Origin of the sequence: Pseudomonas syringae (genome assembly GCF_002157375.1) — a bacterium.
GTDB lineage: Bacteria > Pseudomonadota > Gammaproteobacteria > Pseudomonadales > Pseudomonadaceae > Aquipseudomonas > Aquipseudomonas syringae_T.
Genome location: NZ_MTSA01000009.1, coordinates 51,617 through 68,100 on the forward strand (window position 1 = coordinate 51,617; position 16,484 = coordinate 68,100).

The following is a 16,484-nucleotide window of genomic DNA, read 5'->3' on the forward strand; positions in this document are numbered from 1 at the left end:
TGGACACGGTATCGGCCGCTTCGAAACATTCTGAAGTAATTTAATGAATATCGAATGAATCAGCGTCGAGCGCCGCCGGGAAACGTGTCCGATAGGCCTGCAAGTCCGCTGCGCTGAGGGTTGCCAGAAACACCCCGTCAGCTTCACCAGCACTCAACAGGCTCTCGCCTTGAAAATCCAGAACCTGACTGTCGCCGGTGTAGGCAAAGCCCTTGCCGTCTACCCCCACACGGTTGACCGCAGCGACGTAGCAGAGGTTTTCAATGGCCCGGGCAGGCAGCAGACGATTCCAGTGCAGACGCCTGGCGCCTGGCCAGTTGGCGGTGTACAGCAACACATCAGTGTTCTGGGCATCTCGGCTCCAGACCGGAAAGCGCAGGTCGTAGCAGATCAGCGGGCGAATACGCCAACCGTTAAGCTCGAACGTCACCTGACGCTCGCCCGGCGTGTAATGTTCATGCTCACCGGCCATGCGGAACAGGTGGCGTTTATCGTAATGCAGCAACTCACCGTCCGGACGCGCCCACAGAAGCCGGTTGCGATGGCTGCCATCCGCCGCACGCACAATCACGCTGCCGGTCACCACGGCGTTGATGCGCCTGGCTTGTTCCACTAGCCAGACCGATGCAGGCCCGGCTTCCGGCTCGGCCAGTGCCTCAGACTCCATCGAGAACCCTGTGGTGAACATCTCAGGCAGGATCACCAGGTCGGCACCTCGCGCCTGATCCAGCATCTGCTCGAAATGATCGAGATTGGCCTCGCGGTCGTGCCAGACCAGTGTCGTCTGAATCAGCGCCAGTTTCAGGTCCGGCAGTTCGCTTATATCGCGCATAGTTTTTCCGCCGCCTGACGCAACGTGTCTTCTTGCTTGGCAAAACATAGTCGGATCAGGCGCTGCCCTTGCGGCGGGCTTTGGTAGAACACTGAAATGGGAATGCTTGCCACACCGTGCTCACGGGTCATCCACAACGCCATGTCCACATCGTTCAGATCAGGCCTGATCTGCGAATAGTCCACCAACTGGAAATAAGTACCGCCAACAGGTGTGAAGCTGAAGCGAGAGCCCACCAACTGATTGCAAAAATAATCCCGCTTGGCCTGATAAAAACCTGGCAGCTCATCGACGTGTTCAGGGTGTTCGGCCATGAAGTCAGCCAGTGCATACTGCAACGGCGTCACGCCACAGAAACTCACGTACTGATGCACCTTGCGCAACTCGGAGGTCAATGCGGGAGGCGCGACCACGTAACCGGTTTTCCAGCCGGTGGCGTGATACGTCTTGCCGAACGAACTGACGACGAAGGCGCGCTGATACAGCGCCTCGTGATCAAGGACGCTGACGTGACGCGCGCCGTCGAACACCAGATGTTCGTAGACCTCGTCACTGAGCAGGTAGATATCGCGATCAGCAATCAGCGCAGCCAGTCGATCAAGCTCGGCACGACTGATCAGTGCGCCGCTCGGGTTGTGGGGGCTGTTGATGACGATCATGCGCGTGCGCGGGCTGAGCGCATCGGTCAGCTTTTGCCAGTCGATGGAGAAATCCTCCAGCCCCAACTGCACATGCACGCAGCGCCCACCGGCCAGCTCCACGGCAGGCTCGTAGCTGTCATAGCATGGATCGAAAATGATGACTTCGTCGCCAGGACGGATCACCGAGTGGATCGCGCAGAAAATCGCCTGGGTCGCGCCAGGGGTGATGGTGATTTCACTGTCCGGGCTGACCGCACGCCCGTAGCTGCGCGCGATCTTGGCCGCCACCTGCTGGCGAAGGGCTGGCAGCCCGGTCATCGGCGAATACTGGTTATGGCCTTGAGTCACGTGCCGGCAGACCGCATCGCGCAGCGCCTGCGGCCCGTCAAAATCGGGAAACCCCTGGGACAGGTTGATAGCGCCGGTTTCGGCGGCCAGCTGTGACATGACGGTGAAGATAGTGGTGCCCACATTGGGCAACTTGCTGTCGATCATGGAACCCTTTCCCTGCAATCTCCCGGCACCGGGCGGCGCGGGGTCAAGCAGGATAGCCCATTAAACGCGCACAAAAAAAGGCGCCGAAGCGCCTTTTTCCAGTGGCTGACTCAGCGCTTGTCGCGGCGCTTCTTGTCGGCTTTCTTGTGGTGCGACATCATTCGACGCTTCTTGTTGACCTGACGGTCGGTCAGCGTGTTCTTGTTGCCTTCATACGGGTTCTCGCCACCCTTGAACTCGATGCGGATCGGCGTACCGACCAGCTTGAGCACACGGCGGTACGTGTTTTCCAGGTACCGAACGTAAGACTTGGGTACTTTCTCGACCTGGTTGCCGTGGATGACGATCAGTGGCGGGTTGGCACCCCCAAGGTGAGCGTAGCGCAGCTTGATGCGGCGGCTGCCGACCATCGGTGGCGCATGCTCGCTGACCGCATCTTCGAGGATCTGGGTCAGGCGGCTGGTCGGCCAGCGCGTTACCGCCGATTTGAACGAGTTCTGTACCGACTGATACAGGTTGCCCACGCCCGTGCCGTGCATGGCCGAAATGAAGTGGATGTCCGCAAAGTCTACGAAGAACAACCTGCGTTCCAGCTCGATCTTCACGAAATCACGTTCGCCCGGCGTCATGCCATCCCACTTGTTCAACGCAATGACCAGCGCGCGGCCCGCTTCAAGTGCGAAGCCCAGCAGGTTGAGGTCGTGATCGACCACCCCTTCGCGGGCGTCCATCACGAAGATCACAACGTTGGCGTCCTTGATGGCCTGCAGCGTCTTGACCACGGAGAACTTTTCAACCTCCTCGTGAATCTTGCCGCGCTTGCGCACACCCGCGGTGTCGATCAGCGTGTACTTCTCTTCATTACGCTCGAAAGGAATGTAGATGCTGTCACGCGTGGTGCCCGGCTCGTCATAGACGATAACCCGGTCTTCGCCCAGCATGCGGTTGACCAGCGTCGACTTGCCGACGTTAGGACGACCGATGATCGCGATCTTGATGCCGTCTTTCTCGCTCGGGCCTGGAATGCGCTTGGCTTCCTGACCTTCGGCGACTTCTTCGACCTCACCTTCTTCAAGCTCGTCCTCGTCCTTCGGGAATTCCCGCAGGGCGATTTCGAGCATTTGCGAGATACCGCGGCCGTGGGCGCCGGCCACCGGAATGGCATCGCCCAGACCCATCGGGCTGAACTCGGCACGCGCCAGGTTCTCGTCAATGTTGTCGATCTTGTTGGCAACCACGTAGGAACGCTTGTTGCGCTTGCGCAGGTGCTCACCAATCATCTGATCAGCGGCGGTATAGCCTGCACGGGCGTCCACCAGAAACAGCACCACATCGGCTTCTTCAATGGCCAGCAGCGACTGCTCGGCCATTTTTTCGTCCATGCCATGCTCGTCACCGGAGATACCACCGGTGTCGATCAGAATATAGGAGCGCCCTTGCCACTTCGCCTCTCCGTATTGGCGATCACGGGTAAGACCGGACAGATCGCCGACAATAGCGTCGCGGGTCCTGGTCAGGCGGTTGAACATGGTGGACTTGCCGACGTTCGGTCGACCCACCAGGGCGATTACGGGAACCATTAGGCTCTCCACTTCGTTATTTCAGAAAATACAAAAGCCGCTGCAGGGCAGCGGCCGGAGTTCGGAGCAGCGCACCAGGGCGCTGCAGCCTTGCCGAAGCAAGGTCACCCGGGGCCATTGGCCCCAGGCATGGACACTTATTGCTTGATGGTCAGGGCTTCCAGTTTGCCGCTGTTGCCATACACGTAAATCATGTCCCCTACCACCAGCGGACGGGCACGCAGGCCGTCGCTGTCGATACGCTCGCGACCGACAAAGCGACCGTCTACCTGGCTCAACAGGTGGAGGTAGCCTTCCATGTCGCCGACCGCTACGTAGCTGGAATAGACTTCCGGCGCACCCAACTGGCGGCGAGCCAGCGACTCGTTGCTCCACAGTGCGGAGGACGAACGCTCGTCGATGCCTTCGACAGTGCCGGAGGCCAGGGTTGCGTAAACGCTGCCAAAGCCTTGGGCAACGCCCGAGTAGCTCGATCCGTCACGCTGCCAGAGGACACGACCGCTTTCCAGATCGAGGCCGGCGATGCGGCCCTGATAGGTAGCGACGTACAGTGTACCGCCGGACAACAACAGGCCGCCGTCGATGTCGACCACACGGTCCAGCTCGGAACGACCTTGCGGGATCGCGACACGCTGTTCCCAGATCGGCACGCCGCTGGAAATATCAAGGGCGATGACCTTGCCGGTCGACAGACCTGCCAGCGCAAGACGGTTGGTCGCCAGTGGAGCGCCCGTGCCGCGAAGGGTCAGCACGGCCGGCGTGCTTTCGTAGATCCAGAGCTGGGAACCGGTAGACGCATCAAAACCTACGACACGGTCATCCTGCGTCTGAACCACCACCACTGAACCGTTGGTGGCAGGCGGAGCCAGCACTTCACTGGTCACGTGGGCGCGCCATTTTTCCTCACCGGTGGCAGCGTCCATGGCAACGACTTCACCCTTCAGGGTGCCGATCATCAGCAGGCCGTACCCTACGCCGACAGCGCCGGAAACCGGAAGATCAAGATCCTTCTTCCAGATCACGTCACCGGTCAGTCGATCCAGCGAAACGACTTCGCCAGTGACGTCAGATGCGTAGATGCGGTCGCCGTCAATCGCCGGGACCAACATGTTGTAGGTCTTGCCCTGCCCGTCGCCGATCGAACGGCTCCACTGCTTGTGCAGAACCACTTCTTCTTTGAAGTCGGTCAGCTCGGCCGGAGGCAATTCCTTTTTGCTGTTGCTGCTGCAACCCGCGGCCAGAATGGCCAGAGCCAGCAATGCTGCATGTTTCCAACGAATCACGTCACGCATCCCCTTTCGCCAGATCGTCGAGCTTCATTTGCAGGCCACCGACCGCTGCATCTTCGGACAGAGCGGATTTGGCCTTTTGGTATGCAGCATGTGCCTCATCGGTCCGACCCAGCTGTACCAGCAGGTCACCCTTGAGTTCTTCACGACTGGCGAGGAATGCCTTGTCGGCATCGCCGTCGAGCAATTTCAGCGCGTCATCGACCTTGTTCTGTGCAGCCATCACGCGCGCCAGACGCTGACGGGCGATCTCGCCCAGGGTGTCGCTGGCCGGCTTGTCGGCCACGGTTTTCAGTTCGGCCGCTGCATCATCCAGCTTGCCGGCATCAACCGCCACCTTGGCGACGAACAGGCTACCGAACTGCGCGTAGGTAGTGCCACCAAATTCGCTTTTCAGTTTGCCGGAGAGATCAGCGACACGCGCCGTATCGGCCTGACCACTTGGCGTCAGTGCGGTTTCCAGCAGTTGCTGATAGAGCATCGAGGCGCCTTGCGACTGGCCAGCCTGATACCGCTGCCAGCCCTGCCAGCCCAAGACCACGACCAGCGCCAGCAACCCACCGGTCAACAGGGGTTTGCCGTTACGCTGCCACCAGTCCTTCATTACCGCCAGCTCTTCATCTTCGGTACCCGACACCCCAATACTCCTATTCGCTAAACGGCTGTTAATCTGCTTCAACCCTGCACGACGCAGGCGGCCAGGTGCTCCGAAAGAGCGTCCCAGGCAATAGTTTGTTGTTCGCCCTGACCACGCAGGGGTTTGACGCCAATGACCTTTGCTGCCAGTTCTTCTTCGCCCAGAATCAGGGCATACAGCGCGCCGCTCTTGTCAGCCTTCTTGAACTGGCTCTTGAAGCTGCCTGCACCGGCATTGACCTGCAGGCGCAGAGTCGGCAACCGGTCGCGAACCTGTTCGGTCAGCGCCAGCGCGGCCAGTTCAGCGGCTTCGCCGAAGGCACAGAGGTAAACGTCCACCTGACGGGAAATTTCTTCCGGAACCTGCTCCAGCGTTTCGAGCAACAGAACCAGACGCTCGATACCCATTGCGAACCCGACGCCGGCAGTCGGCTTGCCGCCCATCTGCTCGACCAGACCGTCGTAACGCCCCCCGGCACAGACGGTGCCCTGGGCACCCAACTGGTCGGTGACCCATTCAAAAACGGTCTTGCTGTAGTAATCCAGCCCGCGTACCAGCTTCGGGTTGATGACATAAGGAATACCGGCTGCATCCAGACGAGCCTTGAGGCCTTCGAAGTGGGCGCGGGACTCGTCATCCAGATAATCCGCCAGTTTCGGCGCATCGACCAGCGCAGCCTGGGTCTCAGGGTGCTTGGTGTCCAGCACGCGCAGCGGATTGGTTTTCAGGCGGCGCTGGCTGTCTTCATCCAGTTGATCAAGACGGGCTGACAGAAACTCGACCAGCGCATCGCGATAACGCGCACGCGCCTCGCTGGTGCCAAGGCTGTTCAGTTCGAGCTTGACCGCGTTGCGAATGCCCAGCATGCCCCACAGGCGCCAGGTCATGACGATCAGCTCGGCATCGATGTCCGGACCGTCGAGATTGAACACCTCGACGCCAATCTGGTGAAACTGACGATAACGACCTTTCTGGGGACGCTCATGACGGAACATCGGACCGATGTACCACAGTTTCTGAACCTGACCGCCACCGGTAATACCATGCTCCAGAACCGCCCGCACGCAGGCGGCAGTGCCTTCCGGGCGCAGGGTCAGGGAGTCGCCGTTGCGGTCGGCGAAGGTGTACATTTCTTTCTCTACGATATCGGTCACTTCACCGATAGAGCGCTTGAACAGGTCGGTGAATTCGACAATGGGCATGCGGATCTGGCGGTAACCGTAGTTATCCAGCAGACGCGAAACAGTGCCTTCAAAGTGGCGCCACAGCGGCGTCTGCTCAGGCAGGATGTCGTTCATGCCACGAATGGCTTGTAGAGACTTACTCACAGAAAATCCTTAGCAATCCTGATTAGCCGCGCACGATGACCGAGGCGTCGGCTTCGGCCTTTTCGGCCGCTTTCTCGCGAATCAAGCGTTCAAGCTCGTTCACGAGATTGTCGTTGGTCAGTTTCTGCGCGGGTTTGCCGTCGATGTAGATCAGGTTCGGCGTGCCGCCCGTGAGGCCGATATGCGCCTCCTTGGCTTCACCGGGACCATTGACCACACAACCGATGACCGCTACATCAAGAGGCACCAGCAAATCTTCGAGGCGACCTTCAAGCTCGTTCATGGTCTTGACCACATCGAAATTCTGCCGCGAGCAGCTCGGGCAGGCGATGAAGTTGATCCCACGGGAACGAAGGCGCAACGATTTGAGAATGTCGTAACCGACCTTCACCTCTTCGACCGGGTCAGCGGCCAGCGAGATGCGGATAGTATCGCCAATTCCCTCGGCAAGCAGCATCCCCAGACCGACTGCCGATTTCACGGTGCCCGAACGCAGGCCACCCGCTTCGGTGATGCCCAGGTGCAGCGGCTGCACAATTTGTTTGGCCAGCAAACGGTAGGCAGCAACGGCCATGAACACGTCAGACGCCTTGACGCTCACCTTGAAGTCCTGAAAATTCAGGCGCTCGAGGTGTTCGACATGGCGCAGCGCGGACTCTACCAGAGCCTCGGGGGTCGGTTCGCCGTACTTTTTCTGCAGGTCTTTTTCCAGAGAGCCGGCATTGACGCCGATCCGGATCGGAATGCCGCGATCACGCGCAGCATCGACCACGGCACGCACGCGATCTTCGCGACCGATGTTGCCGGGGTTGATACGCAGACAGTCGACGCCCAGCTCCGCCACGCGCAACGCGATGCGGTAATCAAAATGGATATCAGCGACAAGTGGCACTTTGACCAGTTGCTTGATGCGACCAAAGGCCTCGGCAGCGTCCATGTCGGGCACGGAAACCCGCACGATATCGACGCCGGCCGCTTCCAGACGATTGATCTGGGCAACGGTGGCAGCCACATCATTGGTGTCACTGTTGGTCATGCTTTGTACAGCAATCGGCGCGTCACCACCGACCGGTACAGAACCGACCCATATTTTTCGGGATTCGCGACGCTTGATCGGAGATTCGCCGTGCATGACTTATTGCCCTAGCTTCAGGCGAGCAGTTTCGCCGCTGGTGAAAGGTGCTACGTCTACCGGCTGACCGTTATAGGTAACCTGCGCACCGCGTGCGTAGCCCAGACGCAGGGTCAAGGGCGGCTTGCCGCTCACGTCTAGGTTCTCGCCCTTGCGCTTGAGGCCGCTGACCAGCACCTTGCCGTTGCCGTCAGTGACTTGAGTCCAGCAATCGGCGACAAACTGCACCGAGACCTGACCGGCACCCGCCATGACGGGCGCAGGCTGTTCAGCAGGCGTCGTCGGCATGGATGGCACATTGGGCGACGCGACGGGTGCTTGTGCGGTGGTTGCAGGCGGCGTGGCAGCGGCAGGCGGAGGCGTCTGAGCCTGTGCAGCAGAATGGCCCGCTGCATTTGTCACAGGAGCAGCCGGCGTGGCACTTGGCGATTCGCTGGCAGGTGCGCCGGTGTTCAATGGCAGAGACGTCTGCCCCGAAGACGGCGCTTCGGCCACAGGCGCTTCCTCAGGCTCGTCCAGAGGATGAATCTGCGTGGTGCCATCGGCGCTTTCTACTTCGACGTGTTCCATGTTCAGCCCGGACTGATCCCTGCCGCGCAGGCTCGCCTGGTCCTGCCACCAGAAAAACCCGCCGCCGACCAGAATCACCAGCAACAACAGGCTGACGATACGCAAAATATTGTGTGACAGCCTTACCGGCTCTTCGATACGGCCCAATGCGTGAACCGCACTGCCCTTGCCGTCGGTGCCGGTGAACTGGTCGAACTGATCGACCAGCGCCGCCTGATCGAGGCCAAGCAGTTTGGCGTAAGCACGCACATACCCCCGAGCAAACGTATGCCCAGGCAGTTTTTCAAAATGTCCGTTCTCCAGATTGCTCAGGGAGGTCACGGTGAGGTTCAGTCTCAAAGCCACATCGGGCAGCGACCAGCTCCTGCTCTCGCGGGCCTGGCGCAGTGTTTCTCCAGGGTTCACGCGGTTGGTTGCTACAACTTCGGGATGCGCCGCTTTCATCATTGCTCCGACAGGTATTGCTGATATTCCGGCGTACCGGGATAGAGTCTTTTCAATTGCAGACCAAAACTGGCTGCTTTGTTACGGTCATCGTAGACCTTGGCCAAGCGTGTACCGAGCAACAGACTACGTGCATTTTGCTCGCTGAGCTGGCTAAAACGGTCGTAATAATCACGCGCGGGTACATATTGCCTGTCTTCGTACGACAACTGAGCCATTTCCAGCAAAGAGCGCGGCAGTTGGCGGTCGAGGCGCAACGCCTTGGTGAACTGCTCGCGGGCCTGTTCGCGATTACCCAGTGCCAGCGAGGTCATGCCCAGGCTTTCAAAGACCCGTGAACGCTCAGGATACAGGTTGTCGGCTGCAGCCTGTTCAAAACGCTCGTAGGCTTCCTTGTAACGCTTTTGCTCGTAGAGGAAGCTGCCGTAGTTGTTGACGATGCGCGTGTCGTTATGACTGGAAGCAAGTGCCTTGCGGTAGTACTGCTCCGCAAGCTCTGGCTCCATTTCGGTCTGGAACACCAGCGCCAGCGCAGCATTGGCTTGCGGGTCCGAGCTATCCAGCTCTAGTGCTTTCTTCAGCGGCACCTTGGCGCGCTCGGTTTGCCCCTGTTGAAAATAGCCCAATCCCAGCTGTACGTAAGCATTGCGCGCCTCGTCACGCCCCTGTTTGGTGCTCAGCGGGTTGACGTTGCCTGTAGACACACAGGCTGTCAGCAGCATGGCAACACACAGTAAAAAGCAGGCACGCACAGGCATGAAGTCTTCCCGGTCAGGTTCGCAGTCAGGTTCGGGTTGCCGCACCGGTAGCCGTGTCGGCATCGGCGCTCAACTCACGCACAGCGATGTAGCGTTCACTACGACGTGTACGGTCCATGACCTGACCGACCAACTGGCCGCATGCAGCATCGATGTCTTCGCCACGCGTGGTACGCACAGTGACGTTATAACCGGCCTGATGCAACAGGTCCTGAAAACGACGGATTGCGTTATTGCTGGGGCGTTCGTAACCGGAGTGCGGAAACGGGTTGAACGGGATCAGGTTGATCTTGCACGGCGTGTCCTTGAGCAGCTCGATCATCTCGACCGCATGCTCGACCTTGTCGTTGATGTCCTTGAGCATGGTGTATTCGATGGTGAGTACACGCTTTTCGCCCAGACTGGACATGTAACGACGGCAGGACTCAAGGAGCATCTGCAACGGGTATTTCTTGTTGATCGGCACCAGCTGGTTGCGCAGCGCATCGTTCGGAGCGTGCAGCGACAAAGCCAGGGAAACGTCGATGTGCTTTGAAAGCTCGTCGATCATCGGTACCACGCCGGAGGTGGACAGCGTCACCCGGCGCTTGGAAATGCCATACCCCAGGTCATCCATCATCAGATGCATGGCGGCGATGACATTGTCGAAGTTCAGCAGCGGCTCACCCATGCCCATCATCACCACGTTGGTGATGGCACGGTCGACGGTCGCCGGGACGCTGCCAAAGGATTTGTTGGCAATCCACACCTGACCGATGACTTCGGCGGCGGTGAGGTTGCTGTTGAAGCCTTGCTTGCCGGTGGAGCAGAAACTGCAATCCAAGGCACAGCCCGCCTGGGACGAAACACACAAGGTGCCGCGCTTGCCCTGCGGAATGTAGACGGTCTCGACGCAGCTGCCGGACTCTACGCGCACCACCCATTTACGGGTGCCGTCGCTGGAGATGTCCTCGCTGACGACTTCCGGACCGCGAACTTCAGCGCAGGCCTTGAGCTTTTCGCGCAGGGCCTTGCTGACGTTCGTCATTGCGTCGAAATCATCGACGCCGAAGTGGTGAATCCACTTCATGACCTGACCGGCACGGAAGCGCTTCTCCCCGATAGAGTCGAAGAATTTCTCCATTTCCTGTTGAGTCAGCCCCAGCAGGTTGGTTTTACCAGTCGATGCAATCATGAATTCACCCTTCACTCGTCAGTCAAAATGACTTAGCGAGCGGTTACTTCGGTAGCGGCGAAGAAGTACGAGATTTCGCGAGCAGCAGCTGCTTCGGAATCGGAACCGTGAACAGCGTTGGCGTCGATGGAATCAGCGAAGTCGGCGCGGATGGTACCGGCAGCCGCTTCTTTAGGGTTGGTAGCGCCCATCAGCTCGCGGTTCAGAGCGATAGCGTTTTCGCCTTCCAGAACCTGAACGACAACCGGGCCGGAGATCATGAAGGCAACCAGGTCGCCGAAGAAACCACGAGCGCTGTGCTCAGCGTAGAAACCTTCAGCTTCGGCCTTGGACAGCTGCTTCAGCTTGGAAGCGACAACGCGCAGACCGGCTTTTTCGAAACGAGTGGTGATCTCGCCGATTACGTTCTTGGCAACGGCGTCAGGCTTGATGATGGAGAAAGTACGTTGAACAGCCATGGTGAAACTCCAGAAACAGTGATTGAAGCGAAAAATTAAACCCGCGAATTATACGCGGGTTCTGGTGTATTGCCTAACGGCGTACGTTACTGAACGTCAATCTGCCTCTTCGATCCACAACCCCTGGATCGCTTCAAGGACCTTTTCACCGCCTCGCTCCGGGACATCATCGAAGTCGGGCAAGGCCATGACCAGATTGCGCAGCTTGACGAAATTGACTGAAAGCGGACTGACATTCGGGTGGCTTTCGGCCAGCTGAATGGCGATTTCCTGTACATCAACCCATTTGAGACTCATGAGCATTCCTTGAATCAGTGCGGCGCTTCAGCAGCGTGATTGAGCGAGTACTTGGGAATTTCGACGGTAATGTCTTGCGTACCGACAATCGCCTGACAGGATAGACGCGATTGCGCCTCAAGGCCCCAGGCTTTATCCAGCATGTCTTCTTCCAGCTCGTCGGCCTCGTTCAGCGAGCCGAAACCTTCACGAATGACGCAATGGCACGTGGTGCAGGCACACACGCCGCCACAGGCGCTTTCGATCTCGATGTGGTGTTCGTGGGCAATGTCGAGAATAGACGTGCCAGGCTCCACTTCTACTCTTAGCCCGTCCGGGCAATGCTCGGCGTGGGGCAGAAAAATCACCTGCGGCATCAGTTATTCCTCAATCTCATTCAAGTTGCGCCCGGCCAGTGCGGCTTTTACCGTCGAATCAAGGCGGCGGGCAGCAAATGCGTCGGTCACCTGCGACAGACGCTTGGTCTGCTGCTCGATGGCGTAACCATCGGTGCCTTGCATCAATTCACGTAATTCGTCCATCTGCAGATTGATGACCATGCGTTCTTCCTCATCGAGGAGGCGCTCGCCATCGGCATCCAGCGCGCCCTGAACGGCTTCGATAAGCCGCTCGGCATCGACCTGATGCTCGCGCAGTACGCGAGCGACCTTGTCGTCACCGGCGTATTCGAAGGAATCCTTGAGCATGCGGGTGATTTCGCCATCAGTCAGCCCGTAAGAGGGCTTGACCTGAATGCTGGACTCGATGCCTGACCCCATTTCACGGGCCGAAACACTGAGCAGACCGTCGGCATCGACCTGGAACGTGACACGGATCTTTGCCGCGCCCGCCACCATCGGCGGTATACCGCGCAGTTCGAAACGCGCCAGGGAGCGGCAATCACTGACCAGCTCGCGCTCACCCTGCAAGACATGGATCTTCATGGCCGTCTGGCCATCTTTGTAGGTGGTGAATTCCTGCCCGCGTGCGACGGGAATCGTGGTGTTGCGCGGGATGACCTTTTCCATCAGCCCGCCCATGGTTTCCAGCCCCAGGGAGAGCGGAATCACATCAAGAAGCAGCAGTTCCCCACCTTCACGGGTGTTGCCGGCCAACGCATCAGCCTGGATCGCAGCCCCGATGGCCACCACTTGATCCGGGTCGATCTGGGTCAATGGCTGACGACCGAACATTTCGGCTACGGCCTCGCGCACTCGTGGAACACGGGTCGAACCGCCCACCATGACCACCGCCTCGACCTCTTCAAGTTCGATACCGGCATCACGCACCGCACGACGACAGGCCTTGAGGCTGCGCGCGATCATTGGCTCGATCAGCGCATTGAGCGCGCTGCGGGTCAACGTACCGCGCCACTCGCCGTAGGCAAGGTCGACAGACTCTGCGTCGGTCAGGGCTTCCTTGGCCGAACAGGCCGTCTGCAGCAGGTTGCGCTGCGCGGACGGGTCCAGGTCGGAAGACAGACCGGCATCAGCCACGATCCAGCTGGCAATCGCATGATCGAAATCATCGCCACCCAGCGCGGTGTCGCCGCCGGTGGCCAGCACTTCAAAAACGCCGCCAGTGAGGCGCAGGATCGAAATATCGAACGTCCCGCCGCCCAGATCGTAGATAGCAACCACGCCCTCGGCTTTCTGATCCAGGCCATAGGCAACGGCAGCAGCAGTCGGCTCATTGAGCAGACGCAGGACGTTGAGACCCGCCAGCTTGGCGGCATCTTTGGTCGCTTGACGCTGCGAATCGTCGAAATAGGCTGGCACGGTGATCACCGCCCCCACCAGCTCGCCACCCAGCGCGGCTTCAGCACGCTGACGCAGAACCTTGAGGATGTCGGCGGACACTTCAACCGGGCTTTTCGGCCCCTGCACGGTGTCAATGAACGGCATGTGCGACTCACCGCCAACAAAGCGGTACGGCAGTTGCTCACCCAGCTGCTTGACGTCAGTCAGACCGCGCCCCATGAGGCGTTTGACCGACAGCACAGTGTTGAACGGGTCTTGCGACGCGGCGACTTTTGCCGACTGCCCCACTTCGACACGGTCAGCGTGGTAGCGCACGGCAGACGGCAGAATGACCTGCCCTTCTGCGTCGGCCAGCGGTTCAGACAGGCCGCTGCGTACTGCAGCAACCAGAGAATTGGTGGTGCCCAGGTCGATCCCCACAGCCAGACGACGCTGGTGCGGTTGAGGACTCAGGCCGGGTTCGGCAATTTGCAGTAAGGCCATGCTGTTCAGAATAATCACTGGCGCGCAACCGAAGCCGCGCGGGGTTAATCGTCGAGGCGCTCTTCTAGCTGGCGCACTTCGTGAGAAAGCTTGTCGAGAAACTGCATACGCCGCATCAGCTTTTCGGCGTGCTCGCGTTGTGCAGGATCGTTCCAACAGGCAGCGAAGCTCTGGTTCAGTTCATCCTGAGCCACTTTGAGCTGCCGCTTGAAAGTCGCCACGCCAGCAAGATCAGCCTCGTCCTGCAGATCCTCGAGATCTTCACGCAATTGCATCTGCTGCAGAAGAAACTCGGGATCATGCACGGTAACTTCGAGCGGCACTTCGCTGCCATTCATTGCCAGCAGGTAGCGCGCCCTTTTCGGCGGGCTCTTCAGGGTCTGATAGGCCTCGTTGAGGCTGGCGGAGCGTTCCAGCGCCAGACGCTGCTCACGCTCGGGGGCGTCGGCAAAGCGGTCCGGGTGTACGCTGCGCGCCAGCTCACGGTAGCGCGTCGCCAACTTGTCGAGGTCTAGCTCAAACTCGGGCTTGAGCTCGAACAGGGCGAAATGACAGGGAGTACCCACAATAAAAGCCTCAGACGTTGAAGCTTTCGCCACAACCGCACTCGCCGCGCGAGTTCGGATTGTTGAACTTGAAGCCTTCGTTCAACCCTTCGCGCACGAAGTCGAGCTCGGTGCCATCCAGATAGACCAGGCTTTTCGGGTCAATGATCACCTTGACGCCGTGCATTTCGAACACGGTGTCTTCGCTGGCCGCCTCATCGACGAACTCAAGCACATAGGCCAGACCTGAACAGCCTGTGGTGCGAACACCCAGACGAACGCCATCACCCTTGCCACGCCCCTCAAGGGAGCGTCGTACGTGGTTAGCGGCAGCTTCTGTCATGCTGATAGCCATCGGAGCTCCTTACTTGTCTCTGACTTCTTTTTGAAGACCTGCTTACAGCAGGCCTTTCTTCTGCTTGTAGTCGCGAACAGCCGCTTTGATAGCGTCTTCGGCGAGTACCGAGCAGTGAATCTTTACCGGCGGCAGGGCCAGCTCTTCAGCCAGCTGAGTGTTCTTGATGGTCTCTGCTTCGTCCAGAGTCTTGCCTTTCATCCACTCGGTCGCCAGGGAGCTGGAGGCAATTGCCGATCCGCAACCGTAGGTCTTGAACTTCGCGTCTTCGATAACGCCTTGTTCGTTGACCTTGATCTGCAGGCGCATCACGTCGCCGCACGCAGGAGCGCCGACCATGCCGGTGCCAACATCAGGATCTTCCGCGTTCATCTTGCCGACGTTACGTGGATTCTCGTAGTGGTCGATGACCTTTTCGCTGTAAGCCATGATTCTGTTCCTCTCACATCAGGGAGCCGCTCTGCAGGTCATGCCGGTTTGCACATGACCTGTCTTGAAGGCGGCTTTAAATTAGTGCGCCGCCCACTCGATCTTGGAGATGTCGATGCCGTCTTTGAACATGTCCCACAGCGGCGAAAGCGTACGCAGCCTGGTGACGGCCTCGCAGACTTTCTGCGCGGCGTAATCAATCTCTTCTTCGGTACTGAAACGGCCGAAGGTAAAGCGAATCGAGCTGTGCGCCAGTTCGTCGTTACGACCCAGAGCGCGCAGCACGTACGAGGGCTCCAGCGAAGCCGAGGTACAGGCCGAACCGGACGAGACCGCCAGATCCTTGAGCGCCATGATCAGCGACTCGCCTTCGACATAGTTGAAGCTCAGGTTCAGGTTGTGCGGTACGCGGGCAGTCATGCTGCCGTTGACGTAAAGCTCTTCCAGATTTTCAACCTGCTTGAAGAAGCGATCGCTGAGTGCCTTGATGCGCACGTTTTCAGACGCCATTTCTTCTTTGGCAATGCGAAACGCTTCGCCCATGCCGACGATCTGGTGAGTGGCCAGCGTGCCGGAACGCATCCCGCGCTCGTGACCGCCACCGTGCATGGCCGCCTCGAGGCGAACACGCGGTTTGCGGCTTACGTACAGCGCGCCGATGCCTTTAGGGCCATAGGTCTTGTGCGCCGAGAACGACATGAGGTCAACCTTGAGGCTGGCCAGATCGATTTCAACCTTGCCGGTCGACTGGGCGCCGTCAACGTGGAACAGCACACCGCGCGAACGGGTCAGCTCACCGATGGCTGCGATGTCGTTGATGGTGCCGATTTCGTTGTTCACGTGCATGATCGACACCAGAATGGTGTCATCGCGCAGTGCGGCTTCAATCATCGAAGGCGTGATCAGACCGTCTTCGCCCGGCTCGATGTAAGTCACTTCGAACCCTTCACGCTCCAGTTGGCGCGTGGTGTCGAGAACAGCTTTGTGCTCGACCTTCGAGGTGATCAGGTGCTTGCCTTTGCTGGCGTAAAAATGCGCAACACCCTTGATGGCCAGGTTGTCGGACTCGGTGGCACCCGAGGTCCAGACGATTTCGCGCGGATCGGCGTTAACCAGGTCGGCGACCTGACGACGAGCGTTCTCGACCGCCTCTTCGGCTTTCCAGCCAAAGACGTGGGAGCGCGAAGCCGGGTTGCCGAAGTTTCCTTCGACTGTCAGGCATTCGATCATTTTCTGCGCGACACGCGGGTCGACCGGGGTCGTCGCGGAGTAGTCGAGGTAAATCGGCAATTTCATTG

General features: G+C 59.1%; 18 protein-coding genes. All 18 read right to left on the reverse strand.

Annotation, left to right across the window (positions count from 1 at the left end; all coding sequences use genetic code 11):
* Positions 1-40: 40 nt before the first annotated feature.
* The 18 genes from BW686_RS12950 to BW686_RS13035 all read right to left on the reverse strand — a co-directional run bounded on the left by BW686_RS12950 (position 41) and on the right by BW686_RS13035 (position 16,482).
* Positions 41-832: an amidohydrolase gene (locus BW686_RS12950; RefSeq protein WP_084917259.1), complete on the reverse strand. Its 792-nt coding sequence runs from the start codon at positions 830-832 to the stop codon at positions 41-43.
* The gene (locus BW686_RS12955) at positions 820-1,968 is read right to left on the reverse strand and encodes a pyridoxal phosphate-dependent aminotransferase (RefSeq protein ID WP_084917262.1); all 1,149 of its coding nucleotides are present in this window, start codon (positions 1,966-1,968) and stop codon (positions 820-822) included. The genes BW686_RS12950 and BW686_RS12955 overlap by 13 nt, the downstream gene beginning before the upstream one ends.
* A gap of 110 nt (positions 1,969-2,078) precedes the next feature.
* Positions 2,079-3,548 (reverse strand): ribosome biogenesis GTPase Der, encoded by a 1,470-nt coding sequence (gene der / locus BW686_RS12960; RefSeq protein WP_084917265.1) that lies wholly within the window; start codon positions 3,546-3,548, stop codon positions 2,079-2,081.
* A gap of 137 nt (positions 3,549-3,685) precedes the next feature.
* Positions 3,686-4,840, reverse strand: a complete 1,155-nt coding sequence (gene bamB / locus BW686_RS12965) for an outer membrane protein assembly factor BamB (RefSeq protein ID WP_084917267.1) — start codon at positions 4,838-4,840, stop codon at positions 3,686-3,688.
* A complete protein-coding gene (locus BW686_RS12970; RefSeq protein WP_084917269.1) occupies positions 4,833-5,474 on the reverse strand; it encodes a YfgM family protein in 642 nt (213 codons plus the stop codon). Before BW686_RS12970 ends, bamB begins: the two co-directional genes overlap by 8 nt.
* 38 nt (positions 5,475-5,512) lie before the next feature.
* On the reverse strand, positions 5,513-6,802 hold the full coding sequence (gene hisS / locus BW686_RS12975; protein ID WP_084917272.1) for a histidine--tRNA ligase: 1,290 nt from the start codon (positions 6,800-6,802) through the stop codon (positions 5,513-5,515).
* Between the two features lie 22 nt (positions 6,803-6,824).
* A complete protein-coding gene (ispG, locus tag BW686_RS12980) occupies positions 6,825-7,934 on the reverse strand; it encodes a flavodoxin-dependent (E)-4-hydroxy-3-methylbut-2-enyl-diphosphate synthase (RefSeq protein WP_084917274.1) in 1,110 nt (369 codons plus the stop codon).
* 3 nt (positions 7,935-7,937) lie between these two features.
* Positions 7,938-8,948 carry a RodZ domain-containing protein gene (locus BW686_RS12985; RefSeq protein WP_084917277.1) on the reverse strand — a complete coding sequence of 337 codons (1,011 nt, stop codon included), beginning with the start codon at positions 8,946-8,948 and terminating at the stop codon, positions 7,938-7,940.
* On the reverse strand, positions 8,948-9,706 hold the full coding sequence (gene pilW, locus BW686_RS12990; RefSeq protein WP_084917278.1) for a type IV pilus biogenesis/stability protein PilW: 759 nt from the start codon (positions 9,704-9,706) through the stop codon (positions 8,948-8,950). The genes BW686_RS12985 and pilW overlap by 1 nt, the downstream gene beginning before the upstream one ends.
* Before the next feature lie 25 nt (positions 9,707-9,731).
* A complete protein-coding gene (gene rlmN, locus BW686_RS12995; protein ID WP_084917281.1) occupies positions 9,732-10,880 on the reverse strand; it encodes a 23S rRNA (adenine(2503)-C(2))-methyltransferase RlmN in 1,149 nt (382 codons plus the stop codon).
* Between the two features lie 32 nt (positions 10,881-10,912).
* A complete protein-coding gene (gene ndk / locus BW686_RS13000; protein ID WP_002552482.1) occupies positions 10,913-11,338 on the reverse strand; it encodes a nucleoside-diphosphate kinase in 426 nt (141 codons plus the stop codon).
* Between the two features lie 96 nt (positions 11,339-11,434).
* Entirely contained in the window at positions 11,435-11,635 is a 201-nt protein-coding gene (gene iscX, locus BW686_RS13005) for a Fe-S cluster assembly protein IscX (protein WP_179149263.1), read from the reverse strand.
* A gap of 14 nt (positions 11,636-11,649) precedes the next feature.
* Positions 11,650-11,991, reverse strand: a complete 342-nt coding sequence (gene fdx / locus BW686_RS13010) for an ISC system 2Fe-2S type ferredoxin (RefSeq protein WP_084917286.1) — start codon at positions 11,989-11,991, stop codon at positions 11,650-11,652.
* A gap of 3 nt (positions 11,992-11,994) precedes the next feature.
* Positions 11,995-13,857 carry a Fe-S protein assembly chaperone HscA gene (gene hscA, locus BW686_RS13015; protein WP_084917662.1) on the reverse strand — a complete coding sequence of 621 codons (1,863 nt, stop codon included), beginning with the start codon at positions 13,855-13,857 and terminating at the stop codon, positions 11,995-11,997.
* Positions 13,858-13,901: 44 nt separating this feature from the next.
* The gene (hscB, locus tag BW686_RS13020; RefSeq protein WP_084917288.1) at positions 13,902-14,423 is read right to left on the reverse strand and encodes a co-chaperone HscB; all 522 of its coding nucleotides are present in this window, start codon (positions 14,421-14,423) and stop codon (positions 13,902-13,904) included.
* 10 nt (positions 14,424-14,433) lie between these two features.
* On the reverse strand, positions 14,434-14,757 hold the full coding sequence (gene iscA, locus BW686_RS13025) for an iron-sulfur cluster assembly protein IscA (RefSeq protein ID WP_003365093.1): 324 nt from the start codon (positions 14,755-14,757) through the stop codon (positions 14,434-14,436).
* 42 nt (positions 14,758-14,799) lie between these two features.
* Positions 14,800-15,186 (reverse strand): Fe-S cluster assembly scaffold IscU, encoded by a 387-nt coding sequence (gene iscU / locus BW686_RS13030; protein ID WP_002552476.1) that lies wholly within the window; start codon positions 15,184-15,186, stop codon positions 14,800-14,802.
* An 81-nt stretch (positions 15,187-15,267) separates the two neighbouring features.
* Positions 15,268-16,482, reverse strand: coding sequence for an IscS subfamily cysteine desulfurase (locus BW686_RS13035; protein ID WP_084917290.1), 1,215 nt, complete (start codon positions 16,480-16,482; stop codon positions 15,268-15,270).
* Between the last annotated feature and the right edge of the window lie 2 nt (positions 16,483-16,484).

Excerpts from the sequence above, each read along its gene's own strand:
- BW686_RS12950 (WP_084917259.1), bottom strand. The coding sequence starts at position 832 with ATGCGCGATATAAGCGAACTGCCGGACCTGAAACTGGCGCTGATTCAG.
- BW686_RS12955 (WP_084917262.1), bottom strand. The coding sequence starts at position 1,968 with ATGATCGACAGCAAGTTGCCCAATGTGGGCACCACTATCTTCACCGTC.
- der (WP_084917265.1), bottom strand. The coding sequence starts at position 3,548 with ATGGTTCCCGTAATCGCCCTGGTGGGTCGACCGAACGTCGGCAAGTCC.
- bamB (WP_084917267.1), bottom strand. The coding sequence starts at position 4,840 with ATGCGTGACGTGATTCGTTGGAAACATGCAGCATTGCTGGCTCTGGCC.
- ispG (WP_084917274.1), bottom strand. The coding sequence starts at position 7,934 with ATGCACGGCGAATCTCCGATCAAGCGTCGCGAATCCCGAAAAATATGG.
- BW686_RS12985 (WP_084917277.1), bottom strand. The coding sequence starts at position 8,948 with ATGAAAGCGGCGCATCCCGAAGTTGTAGCAACCAACCGCGTGAACCCT.
- pilW (WP_084917278.1), bottom strand. The coding sequence starts at position 9,706 with ATGCCTGTGCGTGCCTGCTTTTTACTGTGTGTTGCCATGCTGCTGACA.
- rlmN (WP_084917281.1), bottom strand. The coding sequence starts at position 10,880 with ATGATTGCATCGACTGGTAAAACCAACCTGCTGGGGCTGACTCAACAG.
- ndk (WP_002552482.1), bottom strand. The coding sequence starts at position 11,338 with ATGGCTGTTCAACGTACTTTCTCCATCATCAAGCCTGACGCCGTTGCC.
- iscX (WP_179149263.1), bottom strand. The coding sequence starts at position 11,635 with ATGAGTCTCAAATGGGTTGATGTACAGGAAATCGCCATTCAGCTGGCC.
- fdx (WP_084917286.1), bottom strand. The coding sequence starts at position 11,991 with ATGCCGCAGGTGATTTTTCTGCCCCACGCCGAGCATTGCCCGGACGGG.
- hscA (WP_084917662.1), bottom strand. The coding sequence starts at position 13,857 with ATGGCCTTACTGCAAATTGCCGAACCCGGCCTGAGTCCTCAACCGCAC.
- iscA (WP_003365093.1), bottom strand. The coding sequence starts at position 14,757 with ATGGCTATCAGCATGACAGAAGCTGCCGCTAACCACGTACGACGCTCC.
- iscU (WP_002552476.1), bottom strand. The coding sequence starts at position 15,186 with ATGGCTTACAGCGAAAAGGTCATCGACCACTACGAGAATCCACGTAAC.
- BW686_RS13035 (WP_084917290.1), bottom strand. The coding sequence starts at position 16,482 with ATGAAATTGCCGATTTACCTCGACTACTCCGCGACGACCCCGGTCGAC.